This is a genomic window from uncultured Campylobacter sp. (assembly GCF_938030785.1).
GTDB lineage: Bacteria > Campylobacterota > Campylobacteria > Campylobacterales > Campylobacteraceae > Campylobacter_B.
Genome location: NZ_CALHIK010000069.1, coordinates 1 through 21,078, shown reverse-complemented (window position 1 = coordinate 21,078; position 21,078 = coordinate 1). Strand labels below are relative to the sequence as shown.

At 51.8% G+C, this 21,078-nt stretch carries 22 protein-coding genes; all 22 read right to left on the bottom strand.

The features are described from left to right. Nucleotides 1-213: 213 nt before the first annotated feature. A complete protein-coding gene (locus Q0438_RS03655) occupies nt 214-2,349 on the bottom strand; it encodes a hypothetical protein (protein WP_299187486.1) in 2,136 nt (711 codons plus the stop codon). After that, nucleotides 2,342-2,869 carry an outer membrane lipoprotein carrier protein LolA gene (locus Q0438_RS03650; protein ID WP_299187484.1) on the bottom strand — a complete coding sequence of 176 codons (528 nt, stop codon included), beginning with the start codon at nt 2,867-2,869 and terminating at the stop codon, nt 2,342-2,344. Before Q0438_RS03650 ends, Q0438_RS03655 begins: the two co-directional genes overlap by 8 nt. Nucleotides 2,870-2,902: 33 nt before the next feature. Further along, the gene (locus Q0438_RS03645; RefSeq protein WP_299187482.1) at nt 2,903-3,448 is read right to left on the bottom strand and encodes a thioesterase family protein; all 546 of its coding nucleotides are present in this window, start codon (nt 3,446-3,448) and stop codon (nt 2,903-2,905) included. Next, complete coding sequence (locus Q0438_RS03640; protein ID WP_299187480.1) at nt 3,435-5,630, bottom strand: glycosyltransferase; 2,196 nt, start codon at nt 5,628-5,630, stop codon at nt 3,435-3,437. The genes Q0438_RS03645 and Q0438_RS03640 overlap by 14 nt, the downstream gene beginning before the upstream one ends. Beyond that, nucleotides 5,611-7,755, bottom strand: a complete 2,145-nt coding sequence (locus Q0438_RS03635; protein ID WP_299187478.1) for an AMP-binding protein — start codon at nt 7,753-7,755, stop codon at nt 5,611-5,613. Before Q0438_RS03635 ends, Q0438_RS03640 begins: the two co-directional genes overlap by 20 nt. Continuing rightward, entirely contained in the window at nt 7,736-8,275 is a 540-nt protein-coding gene (locus Q0438_RS03630) for a DNA gyrase subunit B (RefSeq protein ID WP_299187475.1), read from the bottom strand. Before Q0438_RS03630 ends, Q0438_RS03635 begins: the two co-directional genes overlap by 20 nt. A 735-nt stretch (nt 8,276-9,010) precedes the next feature. Further along, the gene (locus Q0438_RS03625) at nt 9,011-9,289 is read right to left on the bottom strand and encodes an acyl carrier protein (protein WP_295152246.1); all 279 of its coding nucleotides are present in this window, start codon (nt 9,287-9,289) and stop codon (nt 9,011-9,013) included. After that, on the bottom strand, nt 9,282-9,548 hold the full coding sequence (locus tag Q0438_RS03620) for a phosphopantetheine-binding protein (RefSeq protein ID WP_177388711.1): 267 nt from the start codon (nt 9,546-9,548) through the stop codon (nt 9,282-9,284). Before Q0438_RS03620 ends, Q0438_RS03625 begins: the two co-directional genes overlap by 8 nt. Further along, on the bottom strand, nt 9,545-10,300 hold the full coding sequence (locus Q0438_RS03615) for a 1-acyl-sn-glycerol-3-phosphate acyltransferase (protein ID WP_299187473.1): 756 nt from the start codon (nt 10,298-10,300) through the stop codon (nt 9,545-9,547). The genes Q0438_RS03620 and Q0438_RS03615 overlap by 4 nt, the downstream gene beginning before the upstream one ends. Then, nucleotides 10,297-10,863, bottom strand: coding sequence for a hypothetical protein (locus Q0438_RS03610; RefSeq protein ID WP_299187470.1), 567 nt, complete (start codon nt 10,861-10,863; stop codon nt 10,297-10,299). The genes Q0438_RS03615 and Q0438_RS03610 overlap by 4 nt, the downstream gene beginning before the upstream one ends. After that, a complete protein-coding gene (locus Q0438_RS03605) occupies nt 10,853-11,398 on the bottom strand; it encodes a hypothetical protein (RefSeq protein WP_299187468.1) in 546 nt (181 codons plus the stop codon). The genes Q0438_RS03610 and Q0438_RS03605 overlap by 11 nt, the downstream gene beginning before the upstream one ends. Beyond that, a complete protein-coding gene (locus tag Q0438_RS03600) occupies nt 11,388-12,953 on the bottom strand; it encodes a beta-ketoacyl synthase chain length factor (RefSeq protein WP_299187466.1) in 1,566 nt (521 codons plus the stop codon). The genes Q0438_RS03605 and Q0438_RS03600 overlap by 11 nt, the downstream gene beginning before the upstream one ends. Then, nucleotides 12,943-13,365 (bottom strand): excinuclease ABC subunit A, encoded by a 423-nt coding sequence (locus tag Q0438_RS03595; RefSeq protein ID WP_299187464.1) that lies wholly within the window; start codon nt 13,363-13,365, stop codon nt 12,943-12,945. The genes Q0438_RS03600 and Q0438_RS03595 overlap by 11 nt, the downstream gene beginning before the upstream one ends. A gap of 10 nt (nt 13,366-13,375) precedes the next feature. Next, the gene (locus Q0438_RS03590) at nt 13,376-14,605 is read right to left on the bottom strand and encodes a beta-ketoacyl-ACP synthase (RefSeq protein WP_299187462.1); all 1,230 of its coding nucleotides are present in this window, start codon (nt 14,603-14,605) and stop codon (nt 13,376-13,378) included. After that, on the bottom strand, nt 14,599-15,333 hold the full coding sequence (gene fabG / locus Q0438_RS03585; RefSeq protein WP_299187461.1) for a 3-oxoacyl-ACP reductase FabG: 735 nt from the start codon (nt 15,331-15,333) through the stop codon (nt 14,599-14,601). The genes Q0438_RS03590 and fabG overlap by 7 nt, the downstream gene beginning before the upstream one ends. After that, entirely contained in the window at nt 15,326-15,754 is a 429-nt protein-coding gene (locus Q0438_RS03580; protein WP_297959609.1) for a hypothetical protein, read from the bottom strand. Before Q0438_RS03580 ends, fabG begins: the two co-directional genes overlap by 8 nt. Further along, nucleotides 15,751-17,238 (bottom strand): beta-ketoacyl synthase N-terminal-like domain-containing protein, encoded by a 1,488-nt coding sequence (locus Q0438_RS03575; protein WP_299187459.1) that lies wholly within the window; start codon nt 17,236-17,238, stop codon nt 15,751-15,753. The genes Q0438_RS03580 and Q0438_RS03575 overlap by 4 nt, the downstream gene beginning before the upstream one ends. Continuing rightward, the gene (locus tag Q0438_RS03570; RefSeq protein WP_299187458.1) at nt 17,219-17,635 is read right to left on the bottom strand and encodes a hypothetical protein; all 417 of its coding nucleotides are present in this window, start codon (nt 17,633-17,635) and stop codon (nt 17,219-17,221) included. The genes Q0438_RS03575 and Q0438_RS03570 overlap by 20 nt, the downstream gene beginning before the upstream one ends. Beyond that, nucleotides 17,632-18,174, bottom strand: coding sequence for a 4'-phosphopantetheinyl transferase superfamily protein (locus tag Q0438_RS03565; protein WP_299187456.1), 543 nt, complete (start codon nt 18,172-18,174; stop codon nt 17,632-17,634). Before Q0438_RS03565 ends, Q0438_RS03570 begins: the two co-directional genes overlap by 4 nt. 739 nt (nt 18,175-18,913) lie before the next feature. Next, entirely contained in the window at nt 18,914-20,092 is a 1,179-nt protein-coding gene (locus Q0438_RS03560; RefSeq protein ID WP_299187454.1) for a pyridoxal phosphate-dependent aminotransferase, read from the bottom strand. Further along, nucleotides 20,089-20,568, bottom strand: a complete 480-nt coding sequence (locus Q0438_RS03555; RefSeq protein WP_299187452.1) for a hypothetical protein — start codon at nt 20,566-20,568, stop codon at nt 20,089-20,091. Before Q0438_RS03555 ends, Q0438_RS03560 begins: the two co-directional genes overlap by 4 nt. A 10-nt stretch (nt 20,569-20,578) precedes the next feature. Continuing rightward, nucleotides 20,579-21,078 (bottom strand): serine O-acetyltransferase EpsC (epsC, locus tag Q0438_RS03550; RefSeq protein ID WP_299187450.1); only part of this gene is annotated, 500 nt, incomplete at its 5' end.

Genomic DNA, 21,078 nt, shown 5'->3' with positions numbered 1-21,078 from the left:
TGGTCGAAATTTCATCTCAAATTTTATCTTGCGCCCCAATCGGTTAAATTTTATCTTGCACATGCAGACTAAATTTTATCTTGCGGCGCGCTAGGCTAAATTTTTATTCGCCGAGGCTACGTAAATTTACGGCGCGCTCTTTTATAAAATTTTATCTGCAAGCGACGCAAATAGCGTCTATTTAGTACTTTCGGCCCTTTGACTTTCGCTTGATTAGTTTTTCTTGCTCGCTGCTAAAACTTGCGCCAAGATCGCCGCTAGCGCGATATTGAGGCTGACGCAGAGCCCAAACAGCGCCACGGCCTTGGTGGAGCTGAAAGCGAGCGTGAAAAAGGAGATAATGCTGGTAAGAGACGCGAGTGTGATGCCGAAAATTTTATCGCTAAGTGTCATCTTGTCGTTGTTTGCAAAGATCATATAGTCGATCCCCACGGCGCCTGATAGGATCAGCGCAAAGATCGCAAATATATTCACGCTCACGCCGAATACGCTAAGCAGGGCAAGCACGGCTAAATTTGTCGCAAAAACGCAGATGACGATCAGCCACGCCGTCCGCGCGCCGAAAAACGCCCACAATAGTGCGAACGCAAGGGCGTACGCGGCGCATTTTAGATACAAGGCGTTGATTTTGATCTGCGAAAACGCCTCGCTTACGGCGCTTCGCATATTTAGATGCAGCGCGCCCATCTGCGCGGCAAGCTCGCTTACGGCCGCTTTATCGCGCACGCCGCGCAAAAAAGCGATATGCGGATCGATACTCGGCATCGCGGCAAAAAGGACGGAGCTTCTAGCCTGCTCGTAGCTTAAAATGGGCGCATCTGCGATCTTAGCAAAGTTTGCGTCCACGAGCTCACGGCTAAGCCCGAGATGTAAAAACGCACTTCTATCGTAGTTTGCAAAGGCTTGCTTGATAAAGCTCTGCGTAGCGGGATCCAAAATCGGCGCACCAGTGTAGGAGTCCGCAAGACCGCGCGCTACGGCCTCTTTGGCTACCGCGCTTGCATCATTGCCCACGATCAGATCGAAGCTGGAGCCTCCGATGCTTGCGAGCTTGGCGCTCATCGCGATTAGGTTTTTATCCAAGCTCGCGTATTCGCTGACGTCGTCCTTAAGCTCCATTTTAAAATACAAAAACGCAAGCAGCGCCGCGCAAATGATGGCGAGCGCTTTAAAGCTTAAGCTTATCTTGCAAAGCGCCTTTGCGTAGAGTTCAAGAGCTTTTGCAAAGAGCGGGGCGGGGCGAAATTCCGCTCCTTCAAGAAGTAGCGGCAGGGCGAAGTAGCTAAAGCAAAATGCCCCCGCAAGTGCGGCTATGGCAAAGATCGCGATCTCTTTTAGCAAAAAAAACGGGCTAAATAAAAATACGAAGTAGCCTCCGGCCGTGATGAAAAACCCTAGAAGTAGGATGTTTCGCATGCTTTTTATCGAGCGAGCCTCGATTTTGCGCGCGATGTTTGCGCCCAGCCAGTGCACCGCGTAATCCAGCATCAGCCCGATTAGGCTCGTCGAAACCACGGCGCTTAGGATGTGGATCGAGCCGCGGATCGCCATCGTAGCCGCTACGCCGCAGGCAAGCCCGAAAAGCGCGGGCAGTAGCAGACAGAAGATCCGTGCGCGCGAAAATGCCGCCAGCAGCAGCGCCGCACACAGGCTAAGCGAAACGGCGCCCGCGACGGAGCTTTCGCGCACGCCCGCGCTTTTGCCCAATGCGCTAAAAAGGGCGGTGCCGGAGATTAAAATTTCGCTCTTTTGCGCTTCGTGCACCAGAGTGCTAAGCGCGTCGTCGTTTGCTTTCGGAGCGAGTTTGGCCGTAGCGAAGTAGTGCGGCGCGCCGTCAATGGTCGCGATGAAGCGGTTTTGCGCAGGATCAAGTCTGATAGCGCCGCGAGAGCTAAGGCGCGAGTGAAGGCTGAGCGAGAAAAAATCCTGTGAGAGGCCAAGCGGGCGAAATTTTGAGTAAAGCTCACGCGCGCTACGCTCAAAAAAAGCCTGCGGATCGCTTTTTAAAAGCTCTACGCTCGCATCGTCTAGCATCGCGGGCGCAAAGCGCGCAAGCTCGCTCTGATACACGCTCGCGTCCTTTACTTCATAGATTATGCTCTCAAAAAGCCCGCTTTTTTGCATATCTGCAATGAACGCGTCAAAGTTCGCTCTCTCCGCACTTGCGACGATGATTTGCCGCGCAATCTCGCGGTTGAAATCCTCGACGCTCTGTTTCTGCGCGCCCGAAATTTCGATGCCGCTTAGCTCGTAAAAATCGGAATTTACGCGGTTTAAATTTAACGCTATAAAGGCGCAAAGCGCGATGAATGCCGCGCCGAATGCCGCTAGGATCGCGCTCTTACTCATCTAAGCTCACGACGCCTGAAAATACGTTTTCGCTCACGTCGCCGTTAGCGCTGCTAATTCGCAGCACCCTGACGTAGGCGCCGCCCTCGATCACGATATTTTTAAAGATATTTTGTAGCATCCCTTTTGGGCTTAGTTCGGCGCGCCACGCATCTTTGCTGCCGCTTAGCGCGATCGAGAAATTTTTGCTAAGTCGCGCTACGTCCAGGCGCGAGATCGCCAAAAAGGTGTCCTTATCAAAAAGCGAATCGGCGCTTTTGACCCACGCCGTGCCGCTGCGCTCAAAAACGCCGTCCGCGCCGATTTTCAGCTCGCTTCGCACCGGCTTTAGCGTCGTCCAAAACAGCTCGCCGCCTTTGATCCTAAACTCGCCGCTGCTTCGCACGGGCTCGGCAAAGCCCTCTATGCTGAGCGTTTCGCTAAATTTGCCGCCGATATTGTCGGTCTTAAGTGCCAGATCGCTTACTTCAAGCGCGCTCGCAAGTCCCAAAATCGCTAAAAATAAAGCTAAAATTTTCATCGTAGTCCTTTAAATTTTTATGCTCGCTAAATTTCACTGCTCGTTATCGCTAGACAAAATTTCATTCGCCGCGGCGTTTTGAGAGCGGTCTCGCTCTGGCGCGGATTTGCTTGCCGATGAAATTTTATCTGCTGCTGAAATTTTATCTGCCACCGAAATTTTACTCGCGGAATTTTTCTTTGCTAAAATTTTATCCGCGCACGCCCTTAGTTGCGGCGGTATCTCATACAGCGTCCTTTTGGAATCAAGCTCCACCGCGGCTTGCGACGTAGTTGCCTTGGCCAATAGCGCGCCCAACGGGCTTTTGATTCGGTATGAAAATTTTATTATCGTGTCGCACTCAAGCAGCTCGATGCTCACCGTAACCTCGTCGTCAAAAAGTATCGGAGCGATAAATTTAAACTCCATTTTGATAATGGGATATATAAATCCATCATCTCTCATCTGCATATATGTGTAGCCCGCCTCGCGCCAAAACTCGCATCTAGCGTCCTCGCAGAGCTTTACGTAGTTGCCGTGCCACATCACGCCCATCGGATCGGCGTCGTAAAATCTGGCGCGAAATTTATACTCTTTCATTCCTCTCTCCGCTATGAAATTTTTCGTCTTGCGCGGCGGATTTTGCAGCGCTCAAATTTGAATTATCTAAATTTAGCGCAGTATCCGAGCCCGCCGTACTTTTTAAATTTGACGCCGTACTTGAACTCGCCGTGTCATTTAAATCCGCTGCGCCATTTAAATTTGACGCAGCGTTTGAACCCGTCTCGTCGAAATTTTGCGCGCCGTCGCGCTCTATATCGTTCGCATTTTTCCCTTGCGCCCAAAAATCAAAGAAATTATACCATTGAGAAGGAAATTCTTTGGCATAAAGCTCGAGCTGCCGCACGTAGCATTTAAGCGGCGGAGCGACCGATCGCGCCTTATCGCGGCTCTTTAGCGGCGCAGGTAGCGGCTGCAGTCGTAGCTCACGCCCTTCGCGCCCCTCGTAGCACCATAGGCTAAATAGCGGCGCGTCCAAAATTTTTGCGAGCAGATAGCCGCCGATCGGGAAGTTCGCGCTGCGCCCTAAAAAATCCTCGCTTTGAAATTTATCCGAGCCCACCGGCATGCGATCGCCCATTACCGCGATATGTTCGCCGTTTTGCAGCAGCTCTTTGATTTGCAGCATCTCGCCGATACCGAGCTCGCCGACGTATAGAATTTTCACGCCGCCGCCCATTTTTTCGATAAATTTCATAAAATTTTCGCTGTGCTTGCGAAAGATCAGCACGTTGATTTTTATCCCCGCCGTGCTTGCCGAAAGGGCGCGCGCGATCTCGGTGTTGCCGAAGTGAGAAGTGATTAAAATTTTGCCCGTTCCGTCGCTTAAAAGCTCCTTCATACCGCTTTGTACGCGAATTTGATCCAGCGCGATCTTGCCGTTCCAAACCGCGATTTTTTCGCACAGACTGAGGGAAAATTTATAAAAATTCGCGTAAATTTCGCGTATCTTGGGCTCGCGATCAAGCGCGCGCCGCAAAAACTCCCCGATTGCGCGCCGCTCGTTTTTAAGCAGCGCAAAATAGATCGCCGAGATGCAAAGCGCGGTGCCTCGCATACAAAAATCAGGCGTGTGAAGCGTGATGAAGCGGGTTAAATTTAAAAGCGCCGCGCCCGCCTTTTCGTTGTTTTCGCTCCAGTGTTTAGCCTGCGTACCGCTGCCGGTCGTTTCGCGCCCACTTTTTGCTATGAGCTTTTGCGCAGTGTTGGTATCCTCTCGTTCCCTCTCGTCGCGGCTATTTTCCGTCGTGCTTGAATCGAGATCTTTTACGGCACAAGGGCTTTCTTCTGCGGCGGCGGGAGCGCTCTTTGCACCTTTTTGCACGGAAGGCTCGCTATATGCGCTCTTAGCCTTCAGCTCTCGTGCAGCGACGAGATCATTTTGCGCCCCCATATCGCGGCTATTTTCTACGGCGCCTCGATCGTGCTTTTTCACCGCACCGATCATGTTGCGCGGCCTTATCGCGTCATTATGCCCGCCATCGTCGCTAAAAAGCGAGCTAAAGCGGCGAAGTGCTCTTTTTGCAAGCCAAAGCGGAAGTCCGCAAAATAGCCTCGCGTGCATCAGCGAAATTCCGAAATTATCCCGAAACGGCGCGAAGTGGCTTACTCCGCCCGCTTCGTAGCGTACCGCTAGATCGAGCCATTTTATCTCTAGCCCCGCGCGCACGGCCAGGATTAAAATTTCGGCATCAAAGCTCATTCTGCGGCTTTTGGTGCGGGGAAGAAGCGGCACGATCCCCTCTAGCGGGTAGATTCTGAAGCCGCACATCGCGTCTTTTATGCGGTGCGAGAGGGTATTTATCACGCACCAAAAATTCATTATCTTGCGTCCGTGCAAGCGGGATCTGGGCGCGCTTTCGTCATACACTGGCGCAGCGCAGATCAGCGCGGCGGGCTGCCGCGCCGCAAACGTCAAAAACTCCTCGCATCTGCTTACGTCGTGCTGAAAATCCGCATCGATCTGAAAGGCATGCGTAAATCCAAGCTCCTTCGCCCACGCCAGTCCGTCGCACACGGCAGCGCCTTTGCCGCCGTTTTGCGCGCGGGTGTAAATTTGAGCCGCAAGCCCCTTTAGCGCGCTTTTGCTCGCTTCGTCGCTGCCGTCGTCCACGATCAGCACGGGCGCGATGGGCGCCAGGGCGTGCACGAGCTCGGCGATACGCGCGGGGTGGTTGAAGTAGGGCAGCAAAAACGCGGGCTTAAAGGTAAATTCTTCCACTGGCGCAGACCTTGTCGTTTGAAATTTCAAAGCGGAGTTTGCCGCTTGCCTCGGTGATTTTGATTAAAATTTCATCGCCCGGGCGGATGAAATTTTTAAATTTTAAATTTTCTATCTTTTGCGTGCCGTCCAGCTCGTAGCCGAGGGCTTTTGCGCAGATCAATACGAAGCGAAGCTGCATAAACGCGGGCACTAGCGGAAATCGCGCAAAGTGTCCGTCGAAATAAAAATCGCTTGCACGCACCTTCGCGCAAAACTCATTCTCCGCGCTCCGCTCAAAAACCGGCACCTCGTAACGCTGTAGGGCGCTTAAAAAGTCCTTTTTGCTTAGCTTGCCCTGCTCGTTAAAAGGCAGCTTGTTCGCGATTTTGAAGTAGCGCAAAATCGCGCCGAATTCGGGCTTCAAAAAGGCCTTTAATTCATCCGTGACGCCCTTTTTGCCGCCTGCGCGAAACGCCTGCTCGCCGCGCTCGCTAAGCTTGATAAGAGCTACGGCGCGGTCGCGCTGCGGGTGTAGATCGATCCTGCACTCGCCGATAAATTCGTGCGAGCGGAGTTTGGCTTCGAGCAGATCGAGGCTCACGCGGTTTTCGTTGATTTTGACGGTGCGGTCGCCGCGCCCCAAAAGCGTGATCTCGTCTGCGCGCACATAGCCGAAATCGCGGCTTTCAAAGCGCTCGCACCAAGGAGAGCTGATCGTAAACTCGCCCGTTTGCGAAAATTTGTCGGCGGGCTGCTTTGCCCCAAATTTATCGCAAAGCCCCTCTGCCTGCGCAAATTTATCGTCGTGTTTCGTCGCGGAGCTCGGTGCGGAGCTGTTTTTCTGGCTGGCTGCGGTTTTATCGCCAGCGTCTGCACTAAATTTAGACGCCTGCTCGCCCAAGCGGTTTGTGTCTTGCCCGTCTGTATTTTGCCCGTCCGCACAGCGCGTTTTAGGCTCTGCCATAGAATTTTCGCCGCAAGAGCTTGCCGCAGGATCAAAGAGCTCGCCCTCGCGTTTTGCCGTACCGCCGCTATCGATATCCGTGCGGATCTGCACGCTAACGGGAGCGAATTTCTTAAGCCCCGCGCCCTCGTTGGAGGCGATCACGCCAGTTTCGCTGGAGCCGTAAATATCGATGATTCGGGCACTGCTAAGCGCCGCCAACCTATCTCGGATCGCAGGACTTAGCGGCGCACCCGCGCTAAAAATGGTGCTCAAAGGTGCTATGTTTGCAGCATCTGCGTGCTCGCACAGCGTACCTAGCACCGTGGGCGAGCTGATCAGCACGGCGCCTGCAAGATCGGCTGCGAGGATGATTTCAGGGTAGTTTAGCCCGCCTTTTTGCGTGCGTGAGCCGCAAAGCAGCGGCACGAAGATGCTAAAGGTGAGCCCGAACATATTTTGGTGCGAGACGCCAGATAAAAATCGATCGCTTGCGCAAAGACCGAATCGTTCTACCAAAAATTCCGCCTCCAAAACCATATCGCGCAGGCTTTTTTCGATATTTTTCGCCTCGCCCGTAGAGCCCGAAGTTTTGATATAAAATTTTTGATCGGCGCGCAGCAGATGCAAAGAGACAGCCTCTTGCTCGCACGGCGCGTGATTTTGCGGCGCGTTTTTAGATGAAATTTTAGGCGCAGATTTTTCGGTATCGTGCGGCGAAATGTTTTCTAAATCATGGGAGCAGAATTCGTCTAAATTTTGTGCTGCGGCGAGATTTAGAATTTTCACGTCGCCGCCGAGATGAAATTCGCCGCTAAATTTGGGCTCTCGCAGCAGCACGGGCGCAAAGCCCGCAATCAGCGCGCCGAAAAAAAACGCAATGAACTCTGCCGCGTCTTCGCCGTAAATTTCGATCATCGGCGCGTTTTTTTGCTCTTGCGTCTGCGCCGCTTGCAGGGCGCGCGCGGCACCTGCGCCGTCGATAGAATTTTTCGCATCATTGAGATTTGCGCTTCTACTGGAATTTTCCGCGCCTTTTAAATTTGCGCTTGCCGCGCTGCTTCGGAGTTTATCCGCGCCTTTTAAGCTTGCCGCTTCGCTCTGCTTGCACCGAGTTTCCGCCAAATCGCGCGCAAGAGCCGCCGCGGCAAGGATTTCGCGCTCGTAAGGCCTCAAATAACTAATCAAATTTTTTAACATAAAATTTCCTAAAAATCATCTCGCCGCCGATCAGCGCGCCGATGAGGACGTATGAGATCGCGCCGCAATAAACGCTCCAATAAATTTTATCTCGCGGTAACAGCAGCGCCGCGCTAAGTAGGCCGTTTAGCACGAAAAATCCGAGCCAAATTTCGGTCAGCTTGCGCGTGTAGGCGCGGCCGTGCTCGTTGAGACCTGGCCGCTTCAAAAGCGCTAGGCGCGTGATCGCGGGCGTCGATCTTAGGCTGAGCGCAAAAAGCGCCGCGAGCGAGAAATTTATTATGAGTGGATACAGATACGCAAGCGCTCCGCTGCCAAATATAGCGCACAGCGCAAAAAATGCCGCGCTCGCGCCCTTAATAGCGCGATCTTTACTTTCAAAAACAGCTCGCGCGCCCCATAGCGCGCTCATAGCCGCGAGCAAGCAGACCCGCGCGCCGCCGTGCAAAAAATAGAGGCCGAAAGGGTAAAACACGCTTAAAATTATGGTAGCTGTTTTTAAAAATATCGTTCGTCGCAATCTTTGTAATCCTTAAATTTAGCCGCGAGGGCTTGGTTTTTTGCCGCGGCAATTTTGTTTTACCGCGGCCGGCTAGGCTTTGTTGCGGTGGTTTTGGTTTTTGTTACGGCGGTTAGGCTCTTGCCGCAGGCGCGATCGGCGCGATTATTACCGCGCTTCGATATTTTAAATTTAGCTTCGGCGTTCAAATTTTAGGCGCTATGCTTTTAAAATTTAAATTTAGCCTTGCTCGCCGCATTGTAATTCTGGCAGCGCCGCTTTTAAATTTAGCTGCGCCTTAATTTAACTCGCGGCGCCGCACTTGCGATCAGATCCGCTAAATCAAATTTAGCCGAAATTTTAAAATTTTGAAATTTTACGAAAACGACGGTCTCAAAAGAAACAACGCCTTTAAAATTTCAAAATTTCACTCAAGCTCGCGGATTAAAATTTTAAAATTTTGATCTACAAAGCGCTTTGCATGCTAGCTCAAAAGCGGCAAATAAGCGAGCTTTGCGCTATGTCGCTTAACCGCTAAGCCTGCAAAAGCCGCTCGCCCCACACTCTTTCAATAAAACGTTCGCCGCTCGTCGCGCACCTTTGATAATATGTGCCGCACATTATCAATTCAACATGCGTCGTCAAACAAACGCTGCCGTATGTTTTATCTATCAAGTCAATCGCCGCCTCTGTGCCGCCGCAAAGTAAACTGCCAAACCGCAACGCACGCGATCTTGCCGCGCCGCACGGCGAAATTTAACTCTCGCCGCCCGTAGTTTCCACGCTCGCGCCTTGATCGAGCTTCGCCGCTACGGCATCCACGATGTCGCCAAGGGTTTGTATGTTTTTAAAATCATCGGGCATCAGCTTATAGCCCGTGTTTTTCTTGACGTAATCGACCAGATCGATCGCGTCGATGCTGTCGATCTGCAGATCCTCGTAAATTTTAGCCTCAGGCACAACCTTGCTCTCGTCGATCTCGAAGAGTTCCACGAGCGCCTTTTTTAAAATTTCAAAAATTTCATCTTTACTCATTTTTACTCCTATTTTCGGCGATGTATTGCGCCAAAGACGCAACGGATGAGAAAATTTGCTTTAAATTTTGGGTTTTTGAGTTAAGCACGATGCCGTATTTTTTCTGCACCAAAAGCCCGAGCTCCAGCGCATCGACCGAATCGAGCCCGAGCCCGTCGCCAAAAAGCGGCTCATCGTCATTTATGTCGCCCGGCGCTACGTCTTCGAGGTTCAGCCCCGAAATGATCAGCTCCTTAAGCTCCAAAATTTCTTCGTTCACAGCTTCTCCTTTTCATATAGATTTGATATTTTTTCGTAGAGTTTGCGCACTCGGATCGGGTTTGGGCGATCCGGCTCAAAGCCCGTTAGATCCAGCGCGCACAGCTCGTAGAGGTCGTATTTCATCCGAACCTCGGGCGTATCGTACCATACTTGTCCTTTTTTTAGGCTTTTAGGATCCATTTTTATCGCGACGCAGTTTATGCTTTTTGCGAAATTTATCGCGATGTAAAACGCCGCTTTGTGCATGGCGATGCGATCCGCGGTGCGCGTGCCCTCGGGGAAGATGATTAGGCTTTCTCCTCGCGCAAGGGCGCTTCGGCACGCATCTATCATCGCTTCCGAGCCGGTGTTTGGGATGTAGCCCGCAGCTGCGATGGCGGCGGAGAGGAAAGGGTTTTTGCACAGGCTTTCCTTGACTACGCAGTTTGCGCGTCGCACGTGAGCTAAAAAGATCACCACGTCGAGCAGGCTAGGGTGGTTTGCGATGATGAGAGCGCCGCTAGGCGGGAGCGTGTAGCGCCAGCTCACGCCGATGCTGCCGTAAAGTCGCGCGAGCAGCAAAAATATGCGCCACGAGATCATTATGAAATCGCGCACGAAATTTCGCACGACCTCTATTCGGTTTAGCCGTAGTAGCGCTACGGGGAGGAAGAGTAGGTTGCCTAACATACACAGCGCGCCGAAGCTTGCGAAGGATAACGCGATGCCGATCTGTTTAAGCTTGCGCCTTAGCGGATTTAACTGCTTCATCGCGCGACGCCTCTTTCGGCGGGGATTTTATGCCTCTCGATGAGAATTTTACAGCTTTCGGCGATGATTTTGTGGTTCTCGGCGGGGATTTGATGGCTCATCATGCGCGCGATCTCGATAAAATTTCTACGGCTTGCCGCCTGCCGCATCGCAGCGTAGTTTTCGCGATTTTCTGCGCGCGATATTTCGCCTTGCGATGTGTGCCGAAGCAATAGAATTTTCATGGTCTGAGCGGAGTCGATCTCGGCGCCGTGCATATGCCGAAACGATGGAATTTTTGCGGCGCACGGCAAACTGCATTTTTGTAGAATTCTTACCGTTTGCGGCATGTGCTGCCTTGGTGAAATTTCCGTAGCTTGCCGCACGCTTCGTCGTGCGTATTGCTGCGATGGAGCTTCTATCTTTTGCTGCACATATCGTTGCGGTAGAATTTCAGCGGTTTGCCACGCGCGCCATTGCGATAGAATTTCTGCGAAGCGCCATATGCGGTGTTTTGACGCCGCCATACGACGCGCCGTCTGGTTAAATTTATAGCTCGCGGCGCAGTTAAATTTAAAATTCATCGCAACCGCCTTGCCGTGCGCATCTTGCCCGAGCGGCTACTCGGTTCATCGCGCGGCTAAATTTAAACTCGTAGCGCAAACTTTGTTCTGCTAAATTTATAAAATTTACAGCCCGCCGCGCGTACTGTTTCGGCTCGCCGCACCTGTTTTTATAGCGGAATTGTGCGGTGTTTTCTACGCGCCGCTGCAGTAAAATTTTTATAGCTCGCAACTCGCACCGTTTAGGTGGATTTTTTTGGGTTCGTTGCGTATGCCTCGGCGGCGTATTTTCGTAGCGCGCCTTACTGCAACGCGATTTGGGGGCGCACGGCGCGCGCCCTTTCGGCGTGCTTTTAAGATGCGCCGTTTGGGCGAGCTCGTGTTTGATGGCGCGGCTAAATTTAAAACTTTCACTATATCCGCGTTTGGCGGAGCGGCTAAATTTAAAGCTCGTCGTTCGCGCCTTTGCGGCTCCGCGTAGCCTGAGATTTTGATCAAATTTGCTCGTCTCGCTGCGCTTGCTCATGCGATAAAATTTTACTATTTTAGTGCTCACGATCTTGCCTTAAAAAAGCTGCGATTTTGGCTGGATCTTTGGCGCGCCAAAGATAGTCCAAAACCCCGTCGCTGCTGCGCCATTCGCGCTTGCCGGAGAGGATTTTAGCTAAAAATTCCACCGCGGTATCTAGCGGGATTTTGCCGCCCTCTTTAAAACTTCGTAAAATTTCATTCTCGGCTCGCGGTTTCGGATTTTGCGGCTCTAGGCTCTGCGCCGTCGCGTCCGCAACGTGCGGCGAAATTTCGATCTGCACGTCATCTCCGCGCTGAAGCACCAGAAGTAGGGCACAGGCGAAGTCGCAGCGCTTCAGATAATCGTTATTTACCTCCTCAAAATAGCAGAGCAGGGCGATTTTATCGTTATCCGACTTGCATTCGCCGTTTTTGCCTGCTTCGTTTGCGTCCTGCGCGGAGCCGAACTCCCCTGCGCTTTCTTTCAGCCTTGCAGCCGCGATTATTGCGCCGTTTTCGAGCGCGCACGCCGCGGAGATCGTCGAAATTTCGGCATGGTTTTGCGTAAAAATCGCATTTTGCGCCGCGATCGCGTTGAGTACGCTGACGCAAAAGCTCGAAGGCGAGATGCTTTCGTCCATCGAGCCGAGCAGGCTAAAACAGCGGTTGATCTCGCCTAGGCGCGAGCAAAAGACGAGCGGCATCCTTTCGCGCTGCGTTGCGGAGCTTTGCATCGCATGATCGCAGGCTCCCGAGCTTTCGTTTGTTTTGGAATTTTGCCTCGCGAAATTTAAGGAATTTTCATTTGCAAAATCCTGCGGCGCCGAATCTAAATTTTGCGGCATAAAATTTAAAGAATTTTCATTTGCAAAATCCTGCGGCGGTGGGTTTTGCACAGCGGCGTGGTTTTTATCCAAATCTAAATTTTGCGGAACGGAATTTAAGGAGCTCTTATCGGCTAAGCTCTGCGGCGCGTTTTGAGAAATTTCGCCTAAAAGCGAGATGCAAAGTTTTGCCCCGAGCCCCAAGCGGCGGCGCTGTAACGGCGGAATGTGCTCAAGAGCCGGCTTTTTCTTTAAAGGCTCCAAGGCTAAAATTTCCTCTTTTAAGCGAGCGTGGGTAGAAATTTCTGAATTTTCTCCAGAGCTTTTTTGTAAAGCTTCATCCTCGCAGGCGACGAAATTTTTATAAATCTCCGCCGTCTCCTCAGAGCTGCAATCGAAATCTCGCGAGACGCTAAATTTAGACCCGTTCGCTTCACTATCTAATCTCCGCTCCGAGTCGAGCTTGGCATAATTTTTATAAAGACCTTCTGCGGCAAGGTCGCGCCCCACGCTTTCACCATTTTCGCACGCTGCAAAATTTGCGAGATTTGTAGAATTCTGCTCGCAACCTGGAATATTTGTAAAATCTTGCGTAGAATTTAACGCTAAATCATACGTAAAATTTTGATTTGCATCACAAGCGAGATCGGAATTTCCGCCTAAATTTACTTCAGAAATTCCGTCCAAGCAAGCGGCGAAATTTTTATAAAATTCCGCCGGCTCGCCCGAAATTATCGCGCTTGCGTAAGCTACGCCGAAGCTTAGTTTATTTTGCAATATAGCCTCTTAGCGTGACGCCGCTCATTATCGAGCCTACGCCGCATTCAAACTCTTTGTCGCTCACGAAAACGTTTTTGTAATAGTAGCTCGTGATATTGACGACCTTGTTGCCGCCCTCTTTTTTGGCGCGATCTTGAAAGCTAAGTAGCGCCGATAAAAACGCGCGGTTGCATGCGGCTTGATCGCTCTTGCCGACGCCGTTTGCTTTTTTATTCGAGCTTAGCTGCTGCGTGATCTTTCTGCCTGCGGATTTGTTGCCGAAGTAGAATTTTATGTTCGGATCAAGCTTGGCTTTAGCGTCGGGCTCTGCGAGTGCCGCGGCGATAGGGAAGCGCACGATGTCGTTTTTGGCATAAGCCGCATTAGCGACGAAAAGCGCCGCAACTGCGAAAAATAGAAATTTTTTCATTTTCTCTCCTTTAGTCGATAAATTTTTTAAAAATCAAAGAGGTGTTTACGCCGCCGAAAGCGAAGTTATTATTCATGACGTAATTCGTCTTTATCTCCTGCGGCTGCGTGAGGTATCTAAGCGGCGCACATTCCGGATCGATAGCTTGTAAATTTAGATTCGGATAGAACAGCCCCTCGTTCATCATCATCACCGAGATGAAGCTCTCCAGTGCTCCGCACGCGCCCAAAGTATGACCTAAATAGCCCTTGTAAGAGCTCACGGGCGTCTGCGAGCCGAAAATTTCATGCGTCGCCGTAGATTCTGCGATATCGCCCTGTCTGGTCGCCGTGGCGTGGGCGTTTACGTGCCCGATGAGATCCGGCGAAATGGCGGCGTCTTTGAGCGCCAACTGCATCGCCGCGCGCATAGTTTCGCTCTGTGGGCGGGTGATATGCGTGCCGTCGCAGGTCGTGCCGAAGCCCACTATCTCGGCGTAAATTTTAGCGCCGCGCGCAAGTGCGCTTCTGAGGCTTTCCAGCACGAATATGGCGCCGCCTTCGCCCAAAACCAGCCCGTCGCGCGCTATATCAAACGGCGCGGGGCTGAGGGTAGGGGTGTCGTTTTTACAGCTTGTCGCGTAGAGCTTGTCAAATACGAACGCCTGGCTTGGGTGCAGCTCGTCTGCGCCGCCTGCCAGCATCATATCTATCAGGCCAAATTTTATCGCTTCGTATGAGTATCCGATCGCTTGAGACGCGCTCGTGCACGCAGAGCCGGTGGGGATGAGTCTGCCTTTTAGTCCGTAGTAGATCGCGATATTCGCAGCGACGGTGTGGGGCATCATCTTGACGTAGGAGTTGGCGTTGAAGGTGCTATCCTTGCCGTGCAAAATATCTACGACTTCGCCAGTAGCCTTTGCATCGCCGCTACAGCTACCCGCCGCGACGCCCATACGACCGTCCTTTATGCGCTCATCCTCTAAAAGCCTAGCATCCGCCAGAGCTTTACCCGCGGCATCTACGCCAAGCATCGCTACCTTGCCCATCGAGCGGGTATCTTTGCGGCTCCAGTGCGCAGGCGGCGCGTAGTTTGGTATCGGCGCGCCAAGCCTAGTGTTTAGCTCCTCGCCGAAAATATCCCATTCGCTCATATAAACTACGGCGCTTTTTTGCTGCGCCAAATTCTGCTTGATGCTCGCCCAGTCCCGCCCGAATGCACAGACGTTGCCAAAACCCGTAATAACTACTCTATTTAACATAATCCACCGTCTATTTTAATAACCTCTTTTGTGATATATGCGGAATTTTCGCTTAGTAAAAACTCCACCAAATGCGCCACCTCGCTCGGCTCGCCGATGCGCCCTAGCGGAATCGCGCTTAAAATTTGCTCGCTTGCGGCTTCGTTTATACCTTCGCTCATCGCCGTTTTGATGAGCCCAGGAGCTACGACGTTTACCGTGATCTTGCGGCTTGCAAGTTCTATCGCTAGCGATTTTGCCGCGGCGATTAGGCCTCCTTTGCTAGCGGCGTAGTTGCTCTGGCCGCGGTTGCCGGCAATTCCGCTAACCGAGCTCATCACGACGATACGCCCGCCCTTTTTGGCGCGGATCATCGGCATCAGTGCGGGCTTTAGGACGTTATAAAACCCGCCTAAATTCGTATCTATCACGCTTTGCCAATCCTCGCGCTCAAACCACACGAAGGAGTTGTCTCGCGTAATGCCCGCGTTTAGCACGATGCCCCAGTATGCGCCGTTTGCCTCTATGTCTGCTTCGATACGCTCCTGCGCCGCGGCAGTGTCTGCGACGTCAAATTTTAAAATTTGAACTTCCGCCGCACCTGCGTCCAAGCAGCGTTTCGCTACGTTTTTTAGCTTCGCTTCATTACGCCCGTTTAACGCCAAGCCATAGCCCTTTTGCGCTAAATTTAACGCGCACGCCTCGCCGATACCGCCGCTTGCTCCGGTAATTAAAATTCTCTTAGCCATTTATACTCTTTATCATTTCGTCGCTCGCGCGCATTACGCTAAGCGTGGCGCTTGCGATATGTTCGCCGCCGCAGCGGATCTCGCAATCGAAGATATATAGCCCCTCGCCGTCGCCCACGCTCTGCTTCGCCGTCGTAATCACGCGCTCGCCCAATTTTAAGCTTGCGCGCGAAATATCCAGGTTTCGCACTCCCAGCAAAAACCCAAGCCTCGCCTCGCCGTCGTTTCTGTAGCCCGAATACACGCCGATGCACTGCGCCATAATCTCCATATACGCGTAGCTGCCGAGCTCGCCGTCTTCGGTAAACGGCGAGTCCTCTTTAACGCTAAACGCGCAGCTCGCATACCCGTCGCTAATCTCTAAAATTTCATCCGCGAAGACCATATATCCGCTCTGCGGTAGGATGCTAGAGGCTCTCATACTCGTCCTATTATGGTTACGGCGTTGTCGCCGCCGAAAGCAAAATTTAGATTCATCGCGGTATCTACGCGCGCTTTTTTTGCTTCGCACGCGAGATTAAATTTAGATAGCGCCGCTGGAATTTCGCTCGTTTGCGAAGTTTGATCCGCGTCGCTTTTTAAAATTTTATCGTCCGCGCCTTGCAAAGCTTTAGACGCAGCCAAAATTTCATCCGCGCTGCTTTTTGAAATTTCACTCTGCGCGTTTTGCAGAATTTCACTGCCCGAGCTGCATAAAATTTGATCGCTTGCGCTGTTTAAAATTTCATCGTTCGAGCCGTGCCGCGCCTGCGCGCCACGAAAAATTTCAGCCTCCGAGCCGCGCCAAATTTTATCGTTTGTAAAATTTGGCGGGATCACGCCTTGTTTGATCGCCTCGTAGCACACGGCAAGCTCGATCGCTCCCGCTGCGCCCAGGGTGTGTCCGGTCGCCCATTTGGACGAGCTTGCGGGCGCTAAGGGTAGGGCGGTGCTCATAGCTAAGGCCTCCATCGCGTCGTTGGCCGCAGTGCCGGTGCCGTGCAGATTGACGTAGTCCACGCTTTGTAGCTGCGCCGATTTTAGCGCGGTTTTGATCGCTTTGATCTGCATGCGCGCGCCGGGATCGGGCTTGGTGATGTGGTAGGCGTCGGAGTTTGCGGCGTGAGCCAAAAGCGCAACATCGCTTATGCACTCGCGCGAAAGCACGAATGCGCAGGCTCCCTCGCCTAGATTTGTGCCTGATCGCGCCTCTGAAAACGGCTTTAGCGGCTGCTCGCTTAAAATTTCAAGCGCGCTAAATCCCTGCAGCGTGAGCTCGTCTAATGCGTCGGCGCCGCCGAATACGACCGCGTCGCAAAGTCCCGCGCAGATGAGGCGCGAAGCTTCTATCAGAGCTTTGTTTCCGCTGGTGCAGGCGCTCGAAACTCCGATCGCGACGGATTTTAGTCCGAAGCGTTCGCGGATAAAATTTGCGGGGTTTGCGTGGGAGTTGCGCTCGAAGCAGAAGTTTTTAAATTTATCGTTTGCGGCTTTCGAATTTTTGGCGAAATTTTCGCCGTTTGCAGTAGAAATTTCACTGCACGGAGCGGGATTTTCGCCGTCTTGCGAGATAAAATTTCCTGCGTCTTTGCCGCAGGCGAAAAATTCCGCATAGTTTTCTTGCACGCCGGTGTTGGTGGTCGCAAACACCACGCCTACGCGGTGCGCGCCGAATTTTTGCACGGCTTGCTCGATCTGCCCCTGCACGCCGAGGCAGGCATAAAGCGCCAGAGCGTTCGTGCGCGTGGCGTAGGCGCGATCTTTGATCTGCGGCAGCGGCGTATCCACGCGCCCGAAGATGAAATTTTTACCGCAGACGCTAAGCTTTTGCAGCGCGGATCTTTTTTCGCACAGCGCGCTAAAAAGCTCTGCGGCGCTGTTTGCGCCCGCACAGATGAGCCCGGGGCTACTTAGATACTGCGTCATATCGGCGCCCCTTTGCGTTTATGGTGAAATTCGCTTTATCCGCATTCTCAAGCAGGGCTAAGAATACTCGCTCGCTTTGCGAATCGGGCGGCAGGAAGCCGTCGTTGCGAAATTTAGCCTCACCGCCCGTGATCGATAAAATTTTACGTGCGATCGGCGCGCCTAGCATATCGAGCCAGACGAGCTTGTAGCGGCTCTCCTCGCCGCTTGTGGGTGAAATTTTTGAGATCAGGGCTCTGCTTTTTACGCCGTTAGGATCAGTTAGGATGAACTGCTTTTGGCTAAATTCCGCTATTTGCTCGGGCGCCTTGCGCGCACATCCGCCTATAAAAAACGCGGCGCAAAGCAGAATGAAAGCCGTTTTAGAAATAGCGTAAAAATGATAAACAGGTCTCAAAAATTCTCCCTAAAAACGAGCGAAATCAAAATTTCGCCCTCCAAAATATAGCTCTTGTAGGGCCACGCCCTGCCGCGCTCATCAAGTGCCAAAGCCTCTCCATCTGCGCCGCGCGCCAGCCCCACGCGAGCAAGCGCGTAAAAACCCAGGCTTCGCGCCTTAATCAGCGCCTCTTTGATTGTGTAAATTTTATAAAAAACGAGCGCCTTTTCGCTCTCGTCTGCTGCCGCTAAAAGCTCGCGCTCAAAGGCGTTGAAACAAAACTCGCTCGCTGCAGCAAAATCCCGCGGTTTTAAAATTTCAAGATCGAGCCCGAACTTTTGCCTCGCAAAACCCACGGCGACGATCGTTTTGCCTTCCGCGCTTTTGTGCGAGATGCAAAATCTGCCGCGCTTTTTAAAGCGCGCCTTAAGCGCCCGCGAAACGCGAAACTCGCGCAGATGGGCTCGCTCGCGCGCTAGCTTCTTATCGCGCCTGCTCAAAAGTCGCCTCGGGGCGCGCAGATCCTCGTCGGTGATTAAAATTTTTATTTCGCTCATAAAGCTCTGATTTTACTAAAATAGTCTTTATAAAAATATAAAATAGCGCGGCGGCGTTAGAATTTCATTTAAAATTCATTTGATGCGCCAGGGCTCAAGTGTCTGCTGGATTATAAAAATTTATCGCGTTTTAAATTGTGCAAGGCCTCGGACGCGGTAAAATTTTAAAATTTAGCATGTTTGCGATCTGCGCCGCGCGCTTTTTGGTTCGACATATTCTGCTCTGCGGCGTAGGTTGTGTTCGTTGCGCTCGTCTTGTTCGTCGTATTTTGTACGACTGCCCTGTTTGGCTAAATTTAGCGTGGTAGCGGCAAGCAACGTAGATTTTAAATCGGAGCGGTAAAGCAGCGCAAAACGTAGCGTCCGCCGTAATATAACGGCGTAAAATTTTGCCGCATTTGAATTTGAATAAAACAGCGTGAAATTTAAACATTCTTGAATAAAGCGACTCGAAATTTAATCGTGCTTAGCTATCGCAACCGCGTTAAATTCCTAGCTGAGCTGCGCCGCGGCGCACTAAATTTATGCTAAATTCTGTATTGCGTCGCACTGGATTTGCTTTAAATTTTTGCACTAGGCCAAGCTGTACCGCGCTAAATTTGCCGCCACCACATTAAATTTATGTAAAATTTCGCTACCTAGCTGCATTAAATTTACGTCAAAATTCTGCCGTCGCGTCTAGCCGCAATCTTCTATGAAAAACCCGTGGGAATTTATCCCACTTATCATGAGCACGTGCCTAGCCGCGATAATTTTTTACGAACCGCTCTATGCGCGCGAGCCCCTCTTTTAGCAACTCCATTCCGCACGCAAAGCTTATGCGGAAGTATCCGTCCATGCCAAATCCCGCTCCAGGTACCGTCGCTACGAGCGCTTCTTCGAGCATTCGCGTGCAAAATTTCGCGCTGTCAGGCTCCACCTGCGAGCAATCCACGAATAGATAAAACGCTCCGTCGGGTTTTACGACGCTAAGCCCAGGGATCGCACCTATCGCGTCGGTGCCGAAATCGCGTCTGCGCTGGTATTCGTGCCTCATCATTTCGATATAATCATCCGCCTCGCCCCGCAGCACAGGCATCGCGCCCGCTTGGACGATGCTTGCAACGTTGCTGACGCTTTGGCTTTGCAGGCTGATCATCGCTTTATTTAGCTCGTCGATTGCGCACGCGGTGTATCCGAAGCGCCAACCGCACATCGCGCCGCATTTGCTTAGCCCGTTGATCGTCACGGTGCGCCCGAACATATCCTCGCTGATACTTGCCGCGGCTACAAATTTTTTATCGTAAACGATCTTTTCATAAATTTCATCGGAGATCACCACAATTTCCGTACCTTTTAGTACCTCCGCAAGCTCTTGTAGTTCCTCGCGCGAATACACGGCGCCTGCGGGGTTGCTCGGGTTGAAAAGACACAGCGCCTTCGTGCGCGGCGTGATCGCGGCTTTAAGCTCTGCGGCGGTGATTTTATAGCCGTTTTGCGGCTTTGCGTTTATAAAAACCGGCTTGCCGCCGCAAAATTTTACGATGTCGGGGTAGGTGACCCAGTAGGGCGCAGGGATTATAACCTCGTCGCCATCATCGACGACGCAACTAAAAGCGTTAAATAGCGAGTGTTTGGCGCCAACGTTGGTAATGATCTGATCGGGCCTGTAATTTAGGTCGTTGTCGCGCTTTAGCTTCTGCGCGATTAAATTTAAAATTTCGGGCGTGCCGCAGATCGGCGTATATTTGCCGCAACCCTTAGCCATCGCCTCGATGACCGCTTTTTTAGCGACTTCGGCGGTATCGAAATCAGGCTCGCCCGCGCTTAGAATGACGACGTCTTGCCCCCGTGCCCTCATCTGCTTAGCTTGCGTGCTGATTGCTATCGTGATGCTCTCTGTGAGCATTTTTACGCGATTAGAAAGTACCGGATTCATTTATTCTCCTTGGATTGGTTTAGACAATTTAAAATTTGATTTTTGACGCTAAAAGCCCTGCCGCCATCCGGGTTTTGGTTGTAGGTATCGTCGATTTTATAATCGCCTCCGCTACGGACGAGTTTGTATATTATCGTCTGCGTGCCGTAGGGGCAGGTCTGCGTCACTACGATGGTGTCGCGCTCTGCTAGTTCGAAATCATATTTCGCATCGTCGCAGACATCCTGGCCCGCAATCACAGGATCGTAGTCCAAGCAGCCTACCTCGCCTTCGCCGGTAGATGCTTCATCTTGCATAAGCGCGGATTTGAAAGAAGCCGATAGGATATTTTTGTGATCGCCGAAATATACATTTTTGCTATACAGGCTTTTTACTAAATTTATTCCGGCATCGTTCGCAGAATTTTTCGCGCTATTAGCATCGCTACCGCTTGCCGATAAAATCGCACAGATCGTAAAAAATAGAGCTTTTTTCACCTTAAGCCTTTTATTTTAATGATTTCAGATACTCTTCGTAGAATTTATTTAGATCCTCATCCATTGCGGCGATATCTTTTCTGCCGCTACAGATACACTCTTCCAAAATTTCGATACGCTTGATGAGATATTTGATAAGCTCCTGGCTGATATCGGGAATTTTATTATGCGCCAAAGGCTCATGCGAGCAGCTTCCTAAAATTCTAGCGGGCACGCCCACGGCGGTGCAGTTTGGCTCGACGTCCTTTACGACGACGGAATTTGCGCCGATTTTGGAATTTTCGCCGATGGTGATGTTGCCTAGCACTTTGGCCCCCGCGCCCACTACGACGCCGTTTTGTAGCGTTGGATGGCGCTTGCCGTGCTCTAAGCTCACGCCGCCGAGAGTGACGCCCTGATAGATCAGACAGTTATCGCCGATGATCGCCGTTTCTCCGATGACAAGCCCCGTGGCGTGGTCGAAAAACACGCCCGAGCCGATCTGTGCGCCGGGATTTATATCTACGGCGG